The sequence below is a fragment of the Vibrio sp. 947 genome (assembly GCF_033339115.1).
Lineage (GTDB): Bacteria > Pseudomonadota > Gammaproteobacteria > Enterobacterales > Vibrionaceae > Vibrio > Vibrio alginolyticus.
In genome coordinates this window covers 1-17,603 of the sequence record NZ_JAWOTX010000046.1, presented here as the reverse complement: position 1 = coordinate 17,603, position 17,603 = coordinate 1, and the positions used below count along the sequence as shown (strand labels likewise).

The window sequence follows — 17,603 nt, the reverse complement described above, 5'->3', positions numbered from 1 at the left end:
TACATCAATTTAACGCCACATATTAAACATGTAAGACATTTATTGTATTATGCGCCAAGAAATTGATTTATGAAACGAACATTGTTTGAAAGTGCTTGTTTTTGAATAACAAATACTCACTTTTGGACTCTAAGGACAGTTAGATGACTGCGATCATTGAAATTCATCAGCAAGATAACCCGAAAGATTTCGATTTGTCAGATGGTAAACAAGAAGCAAAAGCACGAGTAACAGCAAATCGAATTACTGGCTTAATGGGTAATACGTCTACTAATTCAGTCCGTGTACACCTATCAGATATAGAAAGAGGTTTGCTCGATACCTCCCCAAATCCAAGAGGAAACTGGCGCACCTGCTGGGTGATGTATCTTAGTAAGCAGCCATGTAGCTGCAGATTACCTCGCGGCTTTGGACAGTTTAATGTTTAAGAACACGGTCAATACTCACCAAATGTATGACACAAACTATCATGAACATCTCGATAGCATGGTCACGTGGGCAACCGGCATTTATCCCGATTCTGGATTAATGGTGATCGGCACTGCAGATAAGCGTTGGTTTGTTGAGGTCGACTTCGGTACCGATTTTGATTATTGCAATGGTATCTCAAGACCGCATATCGCGCCCTATCAAGAGCCACTGTTCTTTAAGAGTGAGAGTGAAGCCCGAGACTTTGCTATTTCGCAAATACGAGCGATAGACAATACCTTCGAAGTTCTGGATCTACATGGTTACTTCGAGCAAAACGGGGAAGACGAATGACACCATACAAAAAATCTTTTGGCCAATGGGTATCTGTAGGCGAATCACTGCCGACTACGGATGGTAAATACATGTGCAAGATTGAGCGCGCTGGAGTAGAGATAGAAGCTCTTCGCCTTCTAAAAGGGAATCATTGGGGTCGTCTCAGAAAACGGAAAATAAAGCACGCTAAGCCGGTGGCAGCGGTCGCAATGGCCTAAACTTCCCCGCACCGACCTTGGCGCTGCTGCGCCATAGGTAATCGCCGGTCAGGTTGATGTGCTCCCACCCCAGCGGCGACAGATATTGCAACAATGTGTCGTCCAGCGCCGTGCCGTTGCCACGCAAAGCACTGGTGGCACGCTCCAGATATACCGTGTTCCACAACACGATGGCCGCCGTCACCAGATTGAGGCCGCTGGCCCGGTAGCGCTGCTGCTCAAAACTGCGGTCGCGGATTTCACCCAATCGGTAGAAGAAGACCGCCCTGGCCAGCGCGTTGCGCGCCTCGCCCTTATTCAGCCCCGCATGGACGCGGCGGCGCAGCTCCACGCTTTGCAGCCAATCCAAAATGAACAGCGTGCGCTCGATGCGCCCCAGCTCGCGCAACGCCACGGCCAAGCCGTTCTGGCGCGGGTAGCTGCCGAGTTTGCGCAGCATCAGCGAAGCCGTTACCGTGCCTTGCTTGATGGAGGTGGCCAGCCGCAGAATTTCATCCCAATGGGCGCGTATTTGCTTGATGTTCAGCCTGTCGCTGCTAATCATCGGCTTGAGCGCGTCATAGGCGGCATCGCCCTTGGGGATGAATAGCTTGGTTTCGCCCAAGTCACGGATACGCGGCGCGAAGCGAAATCCCAGCAAATGCATCAAGCCAAACACGTGATCGGTGAAGCCTGCCGTGTCGGTGTAGTGTTCCTCGATGCGCAAGTCCGACTCGTGGTACAGCAGGCCATCAAGCACGTAAGTTGAATCACGAATGCCCACGTTGACCACCTTGGCACTGAAGGGCGCGTACTGGTCGGAGATATGGGTGTAGAAAGTCCGTCCTGGACTGCTTCCATACTTCGGGTTGATATGACCAGTGCTTTCTGCTTTGCTGCCGGTTCTGAAGTTCTGGCCGTCCGACGATGACGTGGTGCCGTCACCCCAGTTGCCGGCGAAGGGTTGCCGAAACTGCGCATTCACCAGCTCGGCCAGCGCCGTCGAATAGGTTTCATCGCGGATGTGCCAGGCTTGCAGCCAAGACAGCTTGGCGTAGGTGGTGCCAGGGCAGGACTCGGCCATTTTGGTCAGACCCAGGTTGATCGCGTCGGCCAGGATCGTCGTCAACAGCAAGGTTTTGTCCTTGGCCGTGTCGCTGGTCTTCAGGTGTGTGAAGTGGCGGGTGAAGCCCGTCCATTCATCGACCTCCATCAGCAACTCGGTGATTTTGAGGTGCGGCAGCAGCATAGCTGTCTGGTCGATCATGGCTTGCGCGGCGTCTGGTACTGCCGCGTCCAGCGGCGTGATCTTCAGGCCTGACGCGGTGGTGATGATGGCATCCGGTAAGTCGTTGGCCGCAGCCATGCGGTTGACTGTGGCGAGTTGCGCCTCCAACAATTCCAACCGGTCATGCAGGTATTGGTCGCAGTCGGTGGCCACTGCCAGCGGCAATTCGCTGGCCAGCTTCAAAGTGGCGAACTTCTCGACCGGCACCAGGTATTCGTCGAAGTCCTTGAACTGGCGAGAACCCTGCACCCAGACATCACCGGAGCGCAGCGCGTTCTTCAGCTCCGACAGGGCGCATAACTCGTAGTAACGCCGGTCGATGCCGTCGTCGGTCAGAACCAGCTTTGCCCAGCGCGGCTTGATGAATGCGGTTGGCGCATCGGCGGGCACCTTGCGCGCGCTGTCGCTGTTCATGCCGCGCAGCATGTCGATGGCATCGAGCACACCCTTGGCGGCGGGCGCAGCCCGCAATTTGAGCACGCCCAGGAACTGCGGCGCGTAGCGGCGTAGCGTGGCATAGCTTTCACCGATGTGGTGCAGGAAATCAAAGTCGGCAGGCCGCGCCAATGTTTGCGCTTCGGTGACGCTGGCGGCGAAGGTGTCCCAGGGCATAACGGCCTCGATGGCGGCGAACGGATCGCTGCCGCTTTGCTTGGCCTCAATCAACGCTTGACCGATGCGCCCATACATCCGCACCTTGTCGTTGATCGCCTTGCCGGAAGCCTGGAACTGCTGCTGATGCTTGTTCTTGGCCGCGTTGAACAGCTTGCCGATGATGCGATCGTGAAGGTCGATGATTTCATCGGTGACGGTGGCCATGCCTTCGATGGCCAGCGCTACCAGCGTGGCATAGCGTCGTTGCACCTCGAACTTTGCCAGATCAGCAGGCGTCATCTGGCCACCTTCACGAGCGATTTTGAGCAGGCGGTTCTGGTGAACCTGCCGCTCGATGCCTGCGGGCAGATCAAGTGCTTGCCAGGATTTCAGGCGCTCAATATGTTCGAGCATGTGGCGAGAGTTCGGTTTGGCAGGCGACTGGCGCAGCCATGCCAGCCACGTCACTTTACTGCCGTCCTTGCGCTTGAGAAGTTCGTCCAGGCGCTGACGGTGGGGTGATAACAAAGAATCGGTCAGCGCCGCGTAAATGCGTCGGTTGGCACGGGTGATGGCCTCGGCGCTTGCGCGCTCGATGGCATTCATGGCGGGCAGGATAATGCTCTGCCGCCGCAGATTCTCGACAAGTGCGCTCGCCAGCACGATGCCTTTGTCGGTCTGCAAGGCCAGCTCGGTCAATGTATGCACGGCTTGCCGATAGTGGCTCATGGTGAAGGGCTTGAACCCAAAAACCGTTTGCAGCTCGACCAAGTGCTCCCGCCGTGTCTGTTCGCGCTGGCCGTACTCGCTCCAACTTTCCACTGGCATCTTGAGTTGCGCGGCCACCATGCGCAACAGGGGCGGAAACGGAGGCTCATCGACGCCCAAAAAGGTGCCAGGGAATCGCAAGTAGCAAAGCTGCACAGCGAAGCCCAATCGATTCGCGGCGCCGCGACGCTGACGGATCACCGACAGGTCGGTTTCGTTGAACGTGTAGTGCCGTATCAGTTCGTCTTTGGCATCTGGCAGTGCCAGCAGGCTTTCGCGCTCGGTGGCGGACAGGATTGAGCGGCGTGGCATGGTCAGTCTTCCCGCAGGTACTGGTACAAGGTTTCGCGGCTGATGCCGAAGTCACGGGCCACCAAGGTTTTTTGGTCGCCTGCCGCAACTCGCCGTTTCAACTCGGCAATTTGTTCGCTGTTCAGCGATTTCTTTCGTCCCCGGTAGGCACCGCGCTGCTTGGCCAGCACGATTCCCTCGCGCTGACGTTCGCGGATCAGGGCGCGCTCGAACTCAGCGAAGGCTCCCATGACCGACAGCATCAGATTGGCCATCGGTGAGTCCTCGCCGGTGAACTTCAGCCCTTCTTTGACGAACTCCATGCGCACGCCCCGTTGTGTCAGCCCTTGGACGATGCGGCGCAGGTCATCAAGGTTGCGTGCCAGCCTGTCCATGCTATGCACCACCACGGTGTCGCCCTCGCGGACGAAGGCCAGCAGCCTTTCCAGCTCGGGACGCTGGGTGTCCTTGCCAGAAGCCTTGTCGGTGAACACCCGCGCCACCTGAACACCCTCCAATTGCCGTTCCGGGTTCTGGTCGAAGCTGCTGACGCGGACATAGCCGATGCGTTGACCTTGCAAGATGCCTCCAAAGGCAAAAGTGTCAGGATGAAATCTATTACCTTTGACGGAATATGTCAATCAATAGGAAATTTAACTCTATTCTGACATCGTTTGTCGTTTTCAGAAGACGGCTGCACTGAACGTCAGAAGCCGACTGCACTATAGCAGCGGAGGGGTTGGATCCATCAGGCAACGACGGGCTGCTGCCGGCCATCAGCGGACGCAGGGAGGACTTTCCGCAACCGGCCGTTCGATGCGGCACCGATGGCCTTCGCGCAGGGGTAGTGAATCCGCCAGGATTGACTTGCGCTGCCCTACCTCTCACTAGTGAGGGGCGGCAGCGCATCAAGCGGTGAGCGCACTCCGGCACCGCCAACTTTCAGCACATGCGTGTAAATCATCGTCGTAGAGACGTCGGAATGGCCGAGCAGATCCTGCACGGTTCGAATGTCGTAACCGCTGCGGAGCAAGGCCGTCGCGAACGAGTGGCGGAGGGTGTGCGGTGTGGCGGGCTTCGTGATGCCTGCTTGTTCTACGGCACGTTTGAAGGCGCGCTGAAAGGTCTGGTCATACATGTGATGGCGACGCACGACACCGCTCCGTGGATCGGTCGAATGCGTGTGCTGCGCAAAAACCCAGAACCACGGCCAGGAATGCCCGGCGCGCGGATACTTCCGCTCAAGGGCGTCGGGAAGCGCAACGCCGCTGCGGCCCTCGGCCTGGTCCTTCAGCCACCATGCCCGTGCACGCGACAGCTGCTCGCGCAGGCTGGGTGCCAAGCTCTCGGGTAACATCAAGGCCCGATCCTTGGAGCCCTTGCCCTCCCGCACGATGATCGTGCCGTGATCGAAATCCAGATCCTTGACCCGCAGTTGCAAACCCTCACTGATCCGCATGCCCGTTCCATACAGAAGCTGGGCGAACAAACGATGCTCGCCTTCCAGAAAACCGAGGATGCGAACCACTTCATCCGGGGTCAGCACCACCGGCAAGCGCCGCGACGGCCGAGGTCTTCCGATCTCCTGAAGCCAGGGCAGATCCGTGCACAGCACCTTGCCGTAGAAGAACAGCAAGGCCGCCAATGCCTGACGATGCGTGGAGACCGAAACCTTGCGCTCGTTCGCCAGCCAGGACAGAAATGCCTCGACTTCGCTGCTGCCCAAGGTTGCCGGGTGACGCACACCGTGGAAACGGATGAAGGCACGAACCCAGTGGACATAAGCCTGTTCGGTTGGTAAGCTGTAATGCAAGTAGCGTATGCGCTCACGCAACTGGTCCAGAACCTTGACCGAACGCAGCGGTGGTAACGGCGCAGTGGCGGTTTTCATGGCTTGTTATGACTGTTTTTTTGTACAGTCTATGCCTCGGGCATCCAAGCAGCAAGCGCGTTACGCCGTGGGTCGATGTTTGATGTTATGGAGCAGCAACGATGTTACGCAGCAGGGCAGTCGCCCTAAAACAAAGTTAGCGGTAATTTAACCAGATAGGAGTACAGACATATGAAAATCGTAAAAAGGATATTATTAGTATTGTTAAGTTTATTTTTTACAATTGCGTATTCAAATGCTCAAACTGACAACTTAACTTTGAAAATTGAGAATGTTTTAAAGGCAAAAAATGCCAGAATAGGAGTAGCAATATTCAACAGCAATGAGAAGGATACTTTGAAGATTAATAACGACTTCCATTTCCCGATGCAAAGCGTTATGAAATTTCCGATTGCTTTAGCCGTTTTGTCTGAGATAGATAAAGGGAATCTTTCTTTTGAACAAAAAATAGAGATTACCCCTCAAGACCTTTTGCCTAAAATGTGGAGTCCGATTAAAGAGGAATTCCCTAATGGAACAACTTTGACGATTGAACAAATACTAAATTATACAGTATCAGAGAGCGACAATATTGGTTGTGATATTTTGCTAAAATTAATCGGAGGAACTGATTCTGTTCAAAAATTCTTGAATGCTAATCATTTCACTGATATTTCAATCAAAGCAAACGAAGAACAAATGCACAAGGATTGGAATACCCAATATCAAAATTGGGCAACCCCAACAGCGATGAACAAACTGTTAATAGATACTTATAATAATAAGAACCAATTACTTTCTAAAAAAAGTTATGATTTTATTTGGAAAATTATGAGAGAAACAACAACAGGAAGTAACCGATTAAAAGGACAATTACCAAAGAATACAATTGTTGCTCATAAAACAGGGACTTCCGGAATAAATAATGGAATTGCAGCAGCCACTAATGATGTTGGGGTAATTACTTTACCGAATGGACAATTAATTTTTATAAGCGTATTTGTTGCAGAGTCCAAAGAAACTTCGGAAATTAATGAAAAGATTATTTCAGACATTGCAAAAATAACGTGGAATTACTATTTGAATAAATAAAAAACTACCGCTAACACTGGCTCATAGGCAATGGCGGGTTGAAGTGCAATTTGCAAAGTCGGTAGCCCGCCCGAGCGTTTTCTCGGTTTGACAGGAAAGGCTCACGCAAACCGCCACTGCCCATAGCCCAAACCGTTAGGCCGCATGGACACAACGCAGGTCACATTGATACACAAAATTCTAGCTGCGGCAGATGAGCGAAATCTGCCGCTCTGGATCGGTGGGGGCTGGGCGATCGATGCACGGCTAGGGCGTGTAACACGCAAGCACGATGATATTGATCTGACGTTTCCCGGCGAGAGGCGCGGCGAGCTCGAGGCAATAGTTGAAATGCTCGGCGGGCGCGTCATGGAGGAGTTGGACTATGGATTCTTAGCGGAGATCGGGGATGAGTTACTTGACTGCGAACCTGCTTGGTGGGCAGACGAAGCGTATGAAATCGCGGAGGCTCCGCAGGGCTCGTGCCCAGAGGCGGCTGAGGGCGTCATCGCCGGGCGGCCAGTCCGTTGTAACAGCTGGGAGGCGATCATCTGGGATTACTTTTACTATGCCGATGAAGTACCACCAGTGGACTGGCCTACAAAGCACATAGAGTCCTACAGGCTCGCATGCACCTCACTCGGGGCGGAAAAGGTTGAGGTCTTGCGTGCCGCTTTCAGGTCGCGATATGCGGCCTAACAATTCGTCCAAGCCGACGCCGCTTCGCGGCGCGGCTTAACTCAGGTGTTACCGCAGCGAAATGGCCGGGCTGGTCAAGCGGTACGGTGACGACCTCAGCAAGTGCGACTTTATCGCGGCCATGAAGCTGGCCAGCAAGGGCCGGGAGCCGGACGAGATCGGCAAGGCCATGGCCGAGGCCAGCCCCGCCATCATGGAGCGCAAGACGGGCCATGAGGCCGATTACATCAAGCGTACGGTGCAGAAGGTGATGGAGCTGCCGCAGGTGCAGGAGGCCCGCGCCGAGCTGGCGAAGCAGGCCGAGAAACAGCAGTACCGAGGGCCGACATTAGGATAAAACACTTGCATTAGAGCTAATGCCTGTTATGGTGTTAGCTCTAATGCGGAGGAAATATGAAAGACCAACACGACAAGCGTACCGGCAACCTGCTGGCCACCCCCAACGCTATACGACAGGCCCGCTTTGCCGAGCAGCAGCGAGCCATGGGCCGCAAGGCCCGGAAGATATGGGCCACAGACGCAGAGGCCGAGGCGCTGCGGCTGTATCTGGAAGAACTCAGGGCGGCGCAGGGCGGGGGTAGTGACCCCGCCAGCGCCTAACCACCAACCGCCTACACAGGAGGCAAATCAATGGCTACCCATAAGCCTATCGACATTCTGGCGAGCTTCACAGAGCTACCGCCACCGATTGACTACGTACTGCCCAACATGGTGGCCGGCACCGTGGGGGCGCTGGTGTCCCCCGGTGGGGCCGGCAAGTCCATGCTGGCCCTGCAACTGGCCGCACAGATCGCAGGCGGCCCCGACCTGCTGGACGTGGGCGAGTTGCGCACCGGCCCGGTGATCTACCTGCCCGCCGAAGACCCGCCCACCGCCATACATCACCGCCTGCACGCATTGGGGGAACGCCTGACCGACGAGCAACGGCAAGCCGTGGCTGACGGTCTGCTAATCCAGCCGCTGATCGGCAGCCTACCCAACATCATGGCCCCGGAGTGGTTCGACGGCCTCAAGCGAGCCGCTGAGGGACGCCGCTTGATGGTGCTGGATACCTTGCGCCGGTTCCACATCGAGGAAGAGAACGCCAGCGGCCCCATGGCGCAAGTGATTGGCCGCATGGAGGCCATCGCCGCCGATACCGGGTGCTCTATCGTGTTCCTGCACCATGCCAGCAAGGGCGCGGCCATGATGGGCGCAGGCGACCAGCAGCAGGCCAGCCGGGGATCGTCCGTGCTGGTGGATAACATCCGCTGGCAATCGTACCTGTCCGGCATGACCACCGGTGAGGCCGAGGAATGGGGCGTAGACGACACGCAGCGGCCCTATTTCGTCCGCTTTGGAGTCAGCAAGGCCAACTATGGGGCACCGTTCAAAGACCGCTGGTTCAGGCGGCATGACGGCGGGGTACTCAAGCCCGCCGTGCTGGAAAAGCAGCACAAGAGCAAGGGGGTGCCTCGTGGCAAAGCCTAAGAACAAACACAGCCTCAGCCACGTCCGGCACGACCCGGCGCACTGTCTGGCCCCCGGCCTGTTCCGTGCCCTCAAGCGGGGCGAGCGCAAGCGCGGCAAGCTGGACGTGACGTATGACTACGGCGACGGCAAGCGGATCGAGTTCAGCGGCCCGGAGCCGCTGGGCGCTGATGATTTGCGCATCCTGCAGGGGCTGGTGGCCATGGCCGGGCCTAGTGGTCTGGTGCTAGAGCCAGAACCGGAGACCCCCGGCGGGCAGCAGCTCCGGCTGTTCCTGGAACCCAAATGGGAAGCCGTTACCGCTGACGCCATGGTGGTCAAGGGTAGCTATCGGGCGCTGGCTCGTGAAATAGGCTATGCCAATATCGAGGACTCAAAGCCCATCAGGGACTGCATTGAACGGCTTTGGAAGGTGTCCATCATCGCCCAGAATGGCCGCAAGCGGCAGGGCTTCCGGCTGCTTGCCGAGTACGCCAGCGACGAGGCAGACGGGCGCCTGTATGTGGCCCTGAACCCCTTGATCGCGCAGGCCGTCATGGGTGGCGGCCAGCATGTGCGCATCAGCATGGACGAGGTGCGGGCGCTGGACAGCGAAACCGCCCGCCTGCTGCACCAGCGGCTGTGTGGCTGGATCGACCCCGGCAAGACCGGCAAGGCGGCCATAGATACCCTGTGCGGCTACGTCTGGCCGTCAGAGGCCAGTGGGGCCGCCATGCGCAAGAGACGCCAGCGGGTGCGCGAGGCGCTGCCGGAGCTGATCGCGCTGGGCTGGACGGTGAACGAGTATGCGGCGGGTAAGTACGACATCGCACGGCCCAAGGCGGCAGGCTGACCCCTGCAATAACTGTCACGCCCCCCCCGTTAACTGTCACGCCCCCCCCGTTAACTGTCACGCCCCCCCCCGTTAACTGTCACGAACCCCCCCGTTAACTGTCACGCCCCCAAACCTGCAAACCTAGCAGGGGCGGGGGCTGGCGGGGTGCTGAAAAAATCCATCCATGATTATCTAAGAATAATCCACTAGGCGCGGTTAACAGCGCCCTAGTGGGGCGCTGTTTGCCCTTGCCCAAAATGCCCGGCCAGAGGCCGGATAACTGATCTATCCGCTGCGCTAGGCTACACACCGCCCCCACCGCTCCGCGGTAGGGAAAAGGCGGGCCAAGGCCCGCAAACCCAAACCCCATGCACAGACGCCACAGGAAGCCGCAGACGCCTTTAGCCGCTTTAGCGGCCTTTACCCCTGCCCGCAGGGCGGGGGCGCGTGTGAAGCCCCGCAGGGGCCATGCTGGCCACCTTGCGCTTGGCTATCTCCGCCTTGATGGTCGCGCCCGCCTCTCGCATCTCTTGCTGCAGGGCTTCGATCTCGGCAGGTGTCAGCCGGTAGAAGCTCACCCTTGCCCCTCTTGCGGCTCCGGCTGGCCATGCTCCTGTGGCTGCTATTCCTGCTTGGGTGGCAGTCCGAACAGCGCCCGGTCATGGTCGCGCTCTAGGTAGCTGTCCAGCCCATCGAGCAAGCGCTGTTCTGGCCACTCGCCGCTTTCGACTTTGCCGAGTATCCACGCGCCTACCAGCACCTTGCGCCGGGTGTCCTCCTTGCGCTTTTGCTGCTGCTCCCGTGCCCTGACCCGCTGGATCTTGGCGTTGATCCGTGCCCGTTGCTCTTCCAGCTTGGCGAGCCGTTCCGCTGCTTTTGCCATGTTGACATTCCCCTTGGTTATGTGCTTGCCATCATGCTATCATCGGAGCACAGACACCGCAAACCCCGACCGTCATTCTAACGGGAGGGCGCACTTACCGGTTTCTCTTCGAGAAACTGCCCTGCGGGCACCCCTTTGGGGCTGTGCGCTCTCCGAGGGCCATTGCATGGAGCTAAACCCCTATGGCCATCTATCACCTTACGGCCAAGACCGGCAGCCGGAACGGCGGCCAGTCGGCCAAGGCGAAAGCCGATTACATCCAGCGGGAGGGCCGTTACTCCCGCGACCGTGACGAGGTGCTGCACACTCAGTCCGGCCACCTGCCCGAGTGGGCCGAGCGCCCCGCCGACTACTGGGATGCTGCCGACCTGTATGAACGCGCCAATGGGCGGCTGTTCAAAGAGGTTGAGTTTGCCCTGCCGGTCGAACTGACCCTAGATCAGCAGCGGGAGCTGGTGGACGAATTCGCCCGGCATCTGACCGAGGGCGAGCGCCTGCCGTATACGCTGGCCATTCATGCCGGTAAAGGTGAGAACCCCCATTGCCACTTGATGATCTCTGAGCGGAAGAACGACGGTATCGAGCGCCCGGCTGACCAGTGGTTCAAGCGGTACAACGCCAAACAGCCAGAGCGGGGCGGGGCGCAGAAGTCCGAGAGCCTGAAGCCCAAGGGATGGCTTGAGCAGACCCGCGAGGCATGGGCCGACCATGCCAACCGGGCATTAGAGCGGGCTGGTCACGACGCCCGCATTGACCATAGAACACTTGAGGCGCAGGGCATCGAGCGCCTGCCGGGCATCCATCTTGGCCCCAACGTGGTGGAGATGGAGGGCCGGGGCATCCGCACCGAGCGGGCCGACACCGCCCTAGCCATCGACACGGCCAACGGCCAGATCATCGACTTACAAGAATACCGGGAGGTTATCGAGCATGAGCGCGATAGACAGAGTGAAGAAGTCCAGAGGCATCAACGAGTTAGCGGAGCAGATCGAACCGCTGGCCCAGAGCATGGCGACACTGGCCGACGAGGCCCGGCAGGTCATGAGCCAGACTCAGCAGGCCAGCGAGGCGCAGGCAGCGGAGTGGCTGAAAGCCCAACGCCAGACAGGGGCGGCATGGGTGGAGCTGGCCAAGGAGTTGCGGGAGGTAGCCGCCGAGGTGAGCAGCGCCGCGCAGAGCGCCCGGAGCGCCGCCCGTGGCTGGACATGGAAGTTGTGGGCCGGGGTCTTGATCGCTTCCGTGACGCCTATTCTGGCGCTGCTGATCGCATCATGGCTTTGGCTGGAGCCGCAAATCATCGAACAACAGGGGGGTATATGGCTGGTTTTCAAGCTCAAGTAAAGGGTGACCGCACCGCGCAAGCCATCGCCCGGCAGCTCAAGGCCATGGGCTGCGACCGGTACGACATCGGCATACGGGATGCCGCCAGCGGCAAGATGATGAACCGGGAATGGTCAGCCGCCGAAGTGCTCCAGAACACGCCATGGCTCAAGCGGATGAATGCCCAGGGCAATGACGTGTATATCAGGCCCGCCGAGCAGGAGCGGCATGGTTTGGTGCTGGTGGACGATCTCAGTGAGTTCGACTTGGATGACATGAAAGCCGAGGGCCGGGAGCCGGCGCTGATCGTGGAGACCAGCCCCAAGAACTATCAGGCATGGGTAAAAGTGGCTCAGGACGCCCCAGCAGGTCACAGGGGCGTAATCGCCCGGAAGCTGGCCCGCGAGTACGACGCCGACCCGGCCAGCGCCGACAGCCGCCACTATGGTCGCTTGGCGGGCTTCACCAACCGCAAGGACAAGCACACCACCCGCACCGGTTATCAGCCGTGGGTGCTGCTGCGTGAATCCAAGGGCAAGACCGCCACCGCAGGGCCGGAGCTGATGCAGCAGGCCGGGCAGGTGCTGGACAGCATTAAGCGCCAACAGGAACGGACGGCACGACTGGCCGAGATCACCGCCCCGCGGAGTGTGCGCCGGTATCGCCGCAGCGCCGTGGACGACTACCGCAGCGAAATGGCCGGGTTGGTCAAACGCTTCGGTGACGACCTCAGCAAGTGCGACTTCATTGCGGCTATGAAGCTGGCCAGCAAGGGCCGGGAGCCGGACGAGATCGCCAAGGCCATGGCCGAGGCCAGCCCCGCGATCATGGAGCGCAAGGCAGGCCATGAGGCCGATTACATCAAGCGCACGGTACAGAAAGTGATGGAGCTGCCGCAGGTGCAGGAGGCCCGCGCCGAGCTGGCGAAGCAGACCCAGAAGCAGCGCAGTCGGGGGCCAGATTTAAGTATGTAATGCTTGCGTTAGCGCTAACTGGTGGTATACTGTTAGCTCTAATGGAGGGTTTGAGATGAAAGACCAACACGACAAGCGTACCGGCAACCTGCTGGCCACCCCTAACGCTATACGACAGGCCCGCTTTGCCGAACAGCAGCGAGCCATGGGCCGCAAGGCCGCGAGCACCCCCCCCATAACTCTTCGCCTCATGACCGAGCGCGACCTGCCGATGCTCCATGATTGGCTCAACCGGCCGCACATCGTTGAGTGGTGGGGTGGTGACGAAGAGCGACCGACTCTTGATGAAGTGCTGGAACACTACCTGCCCAGAGCGATGGCGGAAGAGTCCGTAACACCGTACATCGCAATGCTGGGCGAGGAACCGATCGGCTATGCTCAGTCGTACGTCGCGCTCGGAAGCGGTGATGGCTGGTGGGAAGATGAAACTGATCCAGGAGTGCGAGGAATAGACCAGTCTCTGGCTGACCCGACACAGTTGAACAAAGGCCTAGGAACAAGGCTTGTCCGCGCTCTCGTTGAACTACTGTTCTCGGACCCCACCGTGACGAAGATTCAGACCGACCCGACTCCGAACAACCATCGAGCCATACGCTGCTATGAGAAGGCAGGATTCGTGCGGGAGAAGATCATCACCACGCCTGACGGGCCGGCGGTTTACATGGTTCAAACACGACAAGCCTTCGAGAGAAAGCGCGGTGTTGCCTAACAACTCATTCAAGCCGACGCCGCTTCGCGGCGCGGCTTAATTCAGGTGTTAGCGGTAATTTAACCAGATAGGAGTACAGACATATGAAAATCGTAAAAAGGATATTATTAGTATTGTTAAGTTTATTTTTTACAATTGCGTATTCAAATGCTCAAACTGACAACTTAACTTTGAAAATTGAGAATGTTTTAAAGGCAAAAAATGCCAGAATAGGAGTAGCAATATTCAACAGCAATGAGAAGGATACTTTGAAGATTAATAACGACTTCCATTTCCCGATGCAAAGCGTTATGAAATTTCCGATTGCTTTAGCCGTTTTGTCTGAGATAGATAAAGGGAATCTTTCTTTTGAACAAAAAATAGAGATTACCCCTCAAGACCTTTTGCCTAAAATGTGGAGTCCGATTAAAGAGGAATTCCCTAATGGAACAACTTTGACGATTGAACAAATACTAAATTATACAGTATCAGAGAGCGACAATATTGGTTGTGATATTTTGCTAAAATTAATCGGAGGAACTGATTCTGTTCAAAAATTCTTGAATGCTAATCATTTCACTGATATTTCAATCAAAGCAAACGAAGAACAAATGCACAAGGATTGGAATACCCAATATCAAAATTGGGCAACCCCAACAGCGATGAACAAACTGTTAATAGATACTTATAATAATAAGAACCAATTACTTTCTAAAAAAAGTTATGATTTTATTTGGAAAATTATGAGAGAAACAACAACAGGAAGTAACCGATTAAAAGGACAATTACCAAAGAATACAATTGTTGCTCATAAAACAGGGACTTCCGGAATAAATAATGGAATTGCAGCAGCCACTAATGATGTTGGGGTAATTACTTTACCGAATGGACAATTAATTTTTATAAGCGTATTTGTTGCAGAGTCCAAAGAAACTTCGGAAATTAATGAAAAGATTATTTCAGACATTGCAAAAATAACGTGGAATTACTATTTGAATAAATAAAAAACTACCGCTAACACTGGCTCATAGGCAATGGCGGGTTGAAGTGCAATTTGCAAAGTCGGTAGCCCGCCCGAGCGTTTTCTCGGTTTGACAGGAAAGGCTCACGCAAACCGCCACTGCCCATAGCCCAAACCGTTAGGCCGCATGGACACAACGCAGGTCACATTGATACACAAAATTCTAGCTGCGGCAGATGAGCGAAATCTGCCGCTCTGGATCGGTGGGGGCTGGGCGATCGATGCACGGCTAGGGCGTGTAACACGCAAGCACGATGATATTGATCTGACGTTTCCCGGCGAGAGGCGCGGCGAGCTCGAGGCAATAGTTGAAATGCTCGGCGGGCGCGTCATGGAGGAGTTGGACTATGGATTCTTAGCGGAGATCGGGGATGAGTTACTTGACTGCGAACCTGCTTGGTGGGCAGACGAAGCGTATGAAATCGCGGAGGCTCCGCAGGGCTCGTGCCCAGAGGCGGCTGAGGGCGTCATCGCCGGGCGGCCAGTCCGTTGTAACAGCTGGGAGGCGATCATCTGGGATTACTTTTACTATGCCGATGAAGTACCACCAGTGGACTGGCCTACAAAGCACATAGAGTCCTACAGGCTCGCATGCACCTCACTCGGGGCGGAAAAGGTTGAGGTCTTGCGTGCCGCTTTCAGGTCGCGATATGCGGCCTAACAATTCGTCCAAGCCGACGCCGCTTCGCGGCGCGGCTTAACTCAGGTGTTATGCAGCCAAATCCCAACAATTAAGGGTCTTAAAATGGTAAAAGATTGGATTCCCATCTCTCATGATAATTACAAGCAGGTGCAAGGACCGTTCTATCATGGAACCAAAGCCAATTTGGCGATTGGTGACTTGCTAACCACAGGGTTCATCTCTCATTTCGAGGACGGTCGTATTCTTAAGCACATCTACTTTTCAGCCTTGATGGAGCCAGCAGTTTGGGGAGCTGAACTTGCTATGTCACTGTCTGGCCTCGAGGGTCGCGGCTACATATACATAGTTGAGCCAACAGGACCGTTCGAAGACGATCCGAATCTTACGAACAAAAAATTTCCCGGTAATCCAACACAGTCCTATAGAACCTGCGAACCCTTGAGAATTGTTGGCGTTGTTGAAGACTGGGAGGGGCATCCTGTTGAATTAATAAGGGGAATGTTGGATTCGTTGGAGGACTTAAAGCGCCGTGGTTTACACGTCATTGAAGACTAGTCCTTTGCATAACAAAGCCATCAAACCGGACGCCAGAGATTCCGCGCCTGTTGCGCATGGCTTCGCCATTTTATGCGCAATAGGCGCGCCACCCTGTCGCCGTTTATGGCGGCGTTAACCCAAAGGAGTATCGTGAAAATATCACTAATGGCTGCAAAAGCAAGAAATGGGGTTATTGGCTGCGGCTCGGATATCCCGTGGAACGCTAAAGGTGAGCAGCTGCTTTTTAAAGCAATAACTTACAATCAATGGCTCTTAGTCGGCCGTAAAACATTTGAGGCAATGGGGGCTCTCCCAAATAGAAAGTATGCAGTTGTCAGCCGCTCAGGATCGGTAGCTACTAACGATGATGTGGTTGTGTTTCCATCTATAGAAGCAGCAATGAGGGAGCTAAAGACTCTTACGAACCATGTTGTTGTTTCTGGTGGTGGAGAGATCTACAAGAGTCTGATCGCCCATGCCGACACGCTACATATCTCGACAATAGATTCCGAGCCAGAGGGCAATGTTTTCTTTCCGGAAATCCCCAAAGAGTTCAATGTGGTGTTCGAGCAGGAATTTCATTCAAATATAAATTATCGCTATCAAATCTGGCAAAGGGGTTAACCATCCAAGCCATCGGACACATTTTGCTTCGCTGCGCTCAAAACGCAAAATGTGCCGCTGCTTAGCGGCGTTAGATGCACTAAGCACATAATTGCTCACAGCCAAACTATCAGGTCAAGTCTGCTTTTATTATTTTTAAGCGTGCATAATAAGCCCTACACAAATTGGGAGTTAGACATCATGAGCAACGCAGTGCCCGCCGAGATTTCGGTACAGCTATCACAGGCACTCAACGTCATCGAGCATCATCTGGGATCGACGTTGCTGGCCGTGCATTTGTACGGCTCTGCACTCGACGGTGGCCTGAAGCCATGCAGTGATATTGATTTGCTGGTTACTGTGACTGCACAGCTCGATGAGACTGTGCGGCAGGCTCTGTTCGTAGATTTCCTGGAAGTTTCCGCTTCTCCCGGCCAAAGTGAAGCTCTCCGTGCCTTGGAAGTTACCATCGTCGTGTACGGCGATGTTGTTCCTTGGCGTTATCCAGCCAGACGGGAACTGCAATTCGGGGAGTGGCAGCGCAAGGACATTCTTGCGGGCATCTTCGAGCCCGCGACAACCGATGTTGATCTGGCTATTCTGCTAACTAAAGCAAGGCAACACAGCCTTGCCTTGGCAGGTTCGGCCGCGGAAGATTTCTTCAACTCAGTCCCGGAAAGCGATCTATTCAAAGCACTGGCCGACACCTTGAAACTATGGAACTCACAACCGGATTGGGCAGGCGACGAGCGGAATGTAGTGCTTACTTTGTCTCGCATTTGGTACAGCGCAGCAACCGGCAAGATCGCGCCGAAGGATGTAGCTGCCAACTGGGTAATGGAACGCCTGCCCGTCCAACATCAGCCCGTGCTGCTTGAAGCCCAGCAGGCTTACCTTGGACAAGGGATGGATTGCTTGGCCTCACGCGCTGATCAGTTGACTGCGTTCATTTACTTTGTGAAGCACGAAGCCGCCAGTCTGCTCGGCTCCACGCCAATGATGTCTAACAGTTCATTCAAGCCGACGCCGCTTCGCGGCGCAGCTTAATTCAGGCGTTAGATGCACTAAGCACATAATTGCTCACAGCCAAACTATCAGGTCAAGTCTGCTTTTATTATTTTTAAGCGT

Annotated in this window: 21 protein-coding genes and 1 pseudogene; 18 read left to right on the top strand and 4 right to left on the bottom strand. The window is 55.7% G+C overall.

From position 1 onward, the window contains the following. Nucleotides 1-143 precede the first annotated feature (143 nt). The 3 genes from R7Q39_RS28710 to R7Q39_RS28700 are packed head-to-tail and all read left to right on the top strand — an operon-like array spanning nt 144 to nt 962. Nucleotides 144-428 (top strand): hypothetical protein, encoded by a 285-nt coding sequence (locus R7Q39_RS28710; RefSeq protein WP_053411072.1) that lies wholly within the window; start codon nt 144-146, stop codon nt 426-428. Next, a complete protein-coding gene (locus R7Q39_RS28705) occupies nt 421-762 on the top strand; it encodes a hypothetical protein (protein WP_017190634.1) in 342 nt (113 codons plus the stop codon). Before R7Q39_RS28710 ends, R7Q39_RS28705 begins: the two co-directional genes overlap by 8 nt. Further along, a complete protein-coding gene (locus tag R7Q39_RS28700) occupies nt 759-962 on the top strand; it encodes a hypothetical protein (protein ID WP_026000361.1) in 204 nt (67 codons plus the stop codon). The genes R7Q39_RS28705 and R7Q39_RS28700 overlap by 4 nt, the downstream gene beginning before the upstream one ends. Here the strand turns inward: R7Q39_RS28700 and R7Q39_RS28695 are convergent. The 3 genes from R7Q39_RS28695 to intI1 form a co-directional block, all read right to left on the bottom strand. Then, nucleotides 931-3,903 carry a Tn3 family transposase gene (locus R7Q39_RS28695; RefSeq protein WP_001138073.1) on the bottom strand — a complete coding sequence of 991 codons (2,973 nt, stop codon included), beginning with the start codon at nt 3,901-3,903 and terminating at the stop codon, nt 931-933. The two genes, R7Q39_RS28700 and R7Q39_RS28695, sit on opposite strands and share 32 nt — an antisense overlap. Before the next feature lie 2 nt (nt 3,904-3,905). Then, complete coding sequence (locus R7Q39_RS28690) at nt 3,906-4,463, bottom strand: recombinase family protein (RefSeq protein ID WP_001162012.1); 558 nt, start codon at nt 4,461-4,463, stop codon at nt 3,906-3,908. Nucleotides 4,464-4,759: 296 nt separating this feature from the next. After that, complete coding sequence (intI1, locus tag R7Q39_RS28685; protein ID WP_000845039.1) at nt 4,760-5,773, bottom strand: class 1 integron integrase IntI1; 1,014 nt, start codon at nt 5,771-5,773, stop codon at nt 4,760-4,762. A gap of 171 nt (nt 5,774-5,944) precedes the next feature. Between intI1 and blaVEB (R7Q39_RS28680) the strand changes: the two genes are divergently transcribed. The 6 genes from blaVEB (R7Q39_RS28680) to repC all read left to right on the top strand — a co-directional run bounded on the left by blaVEB (R7Q39_RS28680) (nt 5,945) and on the right by repC (nt 9,824). Continuing rightward, complete coding sequence (gene blaVEB, locus R7Q39_RS28680; RefSeq protein WP_318077171.1) at nt 5,945-6,844, top strand: VEB family extended-spectrum class A beta-lactamase; 900 nt, start codon at nt 5,945-5,947, stop codon at nt 6,842-6,844. A gap of 144 nt (nt 6,845-6,988) precedes the next feature. Beyond that, nucleotides 6,989-7,522, top strand: a complete 534-nt coding sequence (gene aadB, locus R7Q39_RS28675; RefSeq protein ID WP_000381802.1) for an aminoglycoside nucleotidyltransferase ANT(2'')-Ia — start codon at nt 6,989-6,991, stop codon at nt 7,520-7,522. Between the two features lie 61 nt (nt 7,523-7,583). After that, the gene (locus R7Q39_RS28670) at nt 7,584-7,859 is read left to right on the top strand and encodes a hypothetical protein (protein ID WP_223847821.1); all 276 of its coding nucleotides are present in this window, start codon (nt 7,584-7,586) and stop codon (nt 7,857-7,859) included. A gap of 56 nt (nt 7,860-7,915) precedes the next feature. After that, complete coding sequence (gene urfF / locus R7Q39_RS28665; RefSeq protein ID WP_112928753.1) at nt 7,916-8,122, top strand: plasmid repression protein F; 207 nt, start codon at nt 7,916-7,918, stop codon at nt 8,120-8,122. A gap of 30 nt (nt 8,123-8,152) precedes the next feature. Beyond that, nucleotides 8,153-8,992, top strand: coding sequence for a helicase RepA family protein (locus tag R7Q39_RS28660; RefSeq protein WP_169573183.1), 840 nt, complete (start codon nt 8,153-8,155; stop codon nt 8,990-8,992). Further along, complete coding sequence (gene repC / locus R7Q39_RS28655; protein WP_112928757.1) at nt 8,979-9,824, top strand: replication protein C, IncQ-type; 846 nt, start codon at nt 8,979-8,981, stop codon at nt 9,822-9,824. The genes R7Q39_RS28660 and repC overlap by 14 nt, the downstream gene beginning before the upstream one ends. A 604-nt stretch (nt 9,825-10,428) precedes the next feature. Here the strand turns inward: repC and R7Q39_RS28650 are convergent. Next, a complete protein-coding gene (locus R7Q39_RS28650; RefSeq protein ID WP_169573164.1) occupies nt 10,429-10,689 on the bottom strand; it encodes a mobilization protein in 261 nt (86 codons plus the stop codon). A 182-nt stretch (nt 10,690-10,871) separates the two neighbouring features. Here R7Q39_RS28650 and R7Q39_RS28645 point away from each other — a divergent pair. The 9 genes and pseudogenes from R7Q39_RS28645 to R7Q39_RS28605 form a co-directional block, all read left to right on the top strand. After that, a pseudogene (locus tag R7Q39_RS28645) lies at nt 10,872-11,513 on the top strand (MobA/MobL family protein); the annotation flags it as partial. Between the two features lie 106 nt (nt 11,514-11,619). Continuing rightward, nucleotides 11,620-12,030, top strand: a complete 411-nt coding sequence (locus R7Q39_RS28640; protein WP_011117300.1) for an IncQ-type mobilization protein MobB — start codon at nt 11,620-11,622, stop codon at nt 12,028-12,030. Then, nucleotides 11,961-12,983: a DNA-primase RepB domain-containing protein gene (locus R7Q39_RS28635; protein ID WP_318057402.1), complete on the top strand. Its 1,023-nt coding sequence runs from the start codon at nt 11,961-11,963 to the stop codon at nt 12,981-12,983. Before R7Q39_RS28640 ends, R7Q39_RS28635 begins: the two co-directional genes overlap by 70 nt. Nucleotides 12,984-13,128: 145 nt before the next feature. Beyond that, nucleotides 13,129-13,692, top strand: a complete 564-nt coding sequence (locus R7Q39_RS28630; protein WP_112928758.1) for an AacA4 family aminoglycoside N(6')-acetyltransferase — start codon at nt 13,129-13,131, stop codon at nt 13,690-13,692. An 83-nt stretch (nt 13,693-13,775) separates the two neighbouring features. Next, the gene (gene blaVEB / locus R7Q39_RS28625) at nt 13,776-14,675 is read left to right on the top strand and encodes a VEB family extended-spectrum class A beta-lactamase (RefSeq protein ID WP_318077171.1); all 900 of its coding nucleotides are present in this window, start codon (nt 13,776-13,778) and stop codon (nt 14,673-14,675) included. 144 nt (nt 14,676-14,819) lie between these two features. Then, the gene (aadB, locus tag R7Q39_RS28620) at nt 14,820-15,353 is read left to right on the top strand and encodes an aminoglycoside nucleotidyltransferase ANT(2'')-Ia (RefSeq protein WP_000381802.1); all 534 of its coding nucleotides are present in this window, start codon (nt 14,820-14,822) and stop codon (nt 15,351-15,353) included. Between the two features lie 84 nt (nt 15,354-15,437). Continuing rightward, a complete protein-coding gene (locus tag R7Q39_RS28615) occupies nt 15,438-15,890 on the top strand; it encodes an NAD(+)--rifampin ADP-ribosyltransferase Arr-2 (RefSeq protein WP_000237816.1) in 453 nt (150 codons plus the stop codon). Nucleotides 15,891-16,022: 132 nt separating this feature from the next. Beyond that, on the top strand, nt 16,023-16,496 hold the full coding sequence (dfrA27, locus tag R7Q39_RS28610) for a trimethoprim-resistant dihydrofolate reductase DfrA27 (RefSeq protein WP_001749985.1): 474 nt from the start codon (nt 16,023-16,025) through the stop codon (nt 16,494-16,496). Nucleotides 16,497-16,676: 180 nt separating this feature from the next. After that, the gene (locus R7Q39_RS28605; RefSeq protein WP_001749984.1) at nt 16,677-17,522 is read left to right on the top strand and encodes an ANT(3'')-Ia family aminoglycoside nucleotidyltransferase AadA16; all 846 of its coding nucleotides are present in this window, start codon (nt 16,677-16,679) and stop codon (nt 17,520-17,522) included. Nucleotides 17,523-17,603 lie beyond the last annotated feature (81 nt).

Coding starts and splice junctions, on each gene's coding strand:
- R7Q39_RS28695 (WP_001138073.1), bottom strand. CDS start 3,903: ATGCCACGCCGCTCAATCCTGTCCGCCACCGAGCGCGAAAGCCTGCTG.
- R7Q39_RS28660 (WP_169573183.1), top strand. CDS start 8,153: ATGGCTACCCATAAGCCTATCGACATTCTGGCGAGCTTCACAGAGCTA.
- R7Q39_RS28630 (WP_112928758.1), top strand. CDS start 13,129: ATGGGCCGCAAGGCCGCGAGCACCCCCCCCATAACTCTTCGCCTCATG.
- R7Q39_RS28710 (WP_053411072.1), top strand. CDS start 144: ATGACTGCGATCATTGAAATTCATCAGCAAGATAACCCGAAAGATTTC.
- aadB (WP_000381802.1), top strand. CDS start 6,989: ATGGACACAACGCAGGTCACATTGATACACAAAATTCTAGCTGCGGCA.
- R7Q39_RS28700 (WP_026000361.1), top strand. CDS start 759: ATGACACCATACAAAAAATCTTTTGGCCAATGGGTATCTGTAGGCGAA.
- R7Q39_RS28640 (WP_011117300.1), top strand. CDS start 11,620: ATGAGCGCGATAGACAGAGTGAAGAAGTCCAGAGGCATCAACGAGTTA.
- R7Q39_RS28650 (WP_169573164.1), bottom strand. CDS start 10,689: ATGGCAAAAGCAGCGGAACGGCTCGCCAAGCTGGAAGAGCAACGGGCA.
- blaVEB (WP_318077171.1), top strand. CDS start 5,945: ATGAAAATCGTAAAAAGGATATTATTAGTATTGTTAAGTTTATTTTTT.
- intI1 (WP_000845039.1), bottom strand. CDS start 5,773: ATGAAAACCGCCACTGCGCCGTTACCACCGCTGCGTTCGGTCAAGGTT.
- R7Q39_RS28670 (WP_223847821.1), top strand. CDS start 7,584: ATGGCCGGGCTGGTCAAGCGGTACGGTGACGACCTCAGCAAGTGCGAC.
- aadB (WP_000381802.1), top strand. CDS start 14,820: ATGGACACAACGCAGGTCACATTGATACACAAAATTCTAGCTGCGGCA.
- R7Q39_RS28615 (WP_000237816.1), top strand. CDS start 15,438: ATGGTAAAAGATTGGATTCCCATCTCTCATGATAATTACAAGCAGGTG.
- blaVEB (WP_318077171.1), top strand. CDS start 13,776: ATGAAAATCGTAAAAAGGATATTATTAGTATTGTTAAGTTTATTTTTT.
- urfF (WP_112928753.1), top strand. CDS start 7,916: ATGAAAGACCAACACGACAAGCGTACCGGCAACCTGCTGGCCACCCCC.
- R7Q39_RS28705 (WP_017190634.1), top strand. CDS start 421: ATGTTTAAGAACACGGTCAATACTCACCAAATGTATGACACAAACTAT.
- R7Q39_RS28635 (WP_318057402.1), top strand. CDS start 11,961: ATGGCTTTGGCTGGAGCCGCAAATCATCGAACAACAGGGGGGTATATG.
- R7Q39_RS28605 (WP_001749984.1), top strand. CDS start 16,677: ATGAGCAACGCAGTGCCCGCCGAGATTTCGGTACAGCTATCACAGGCA.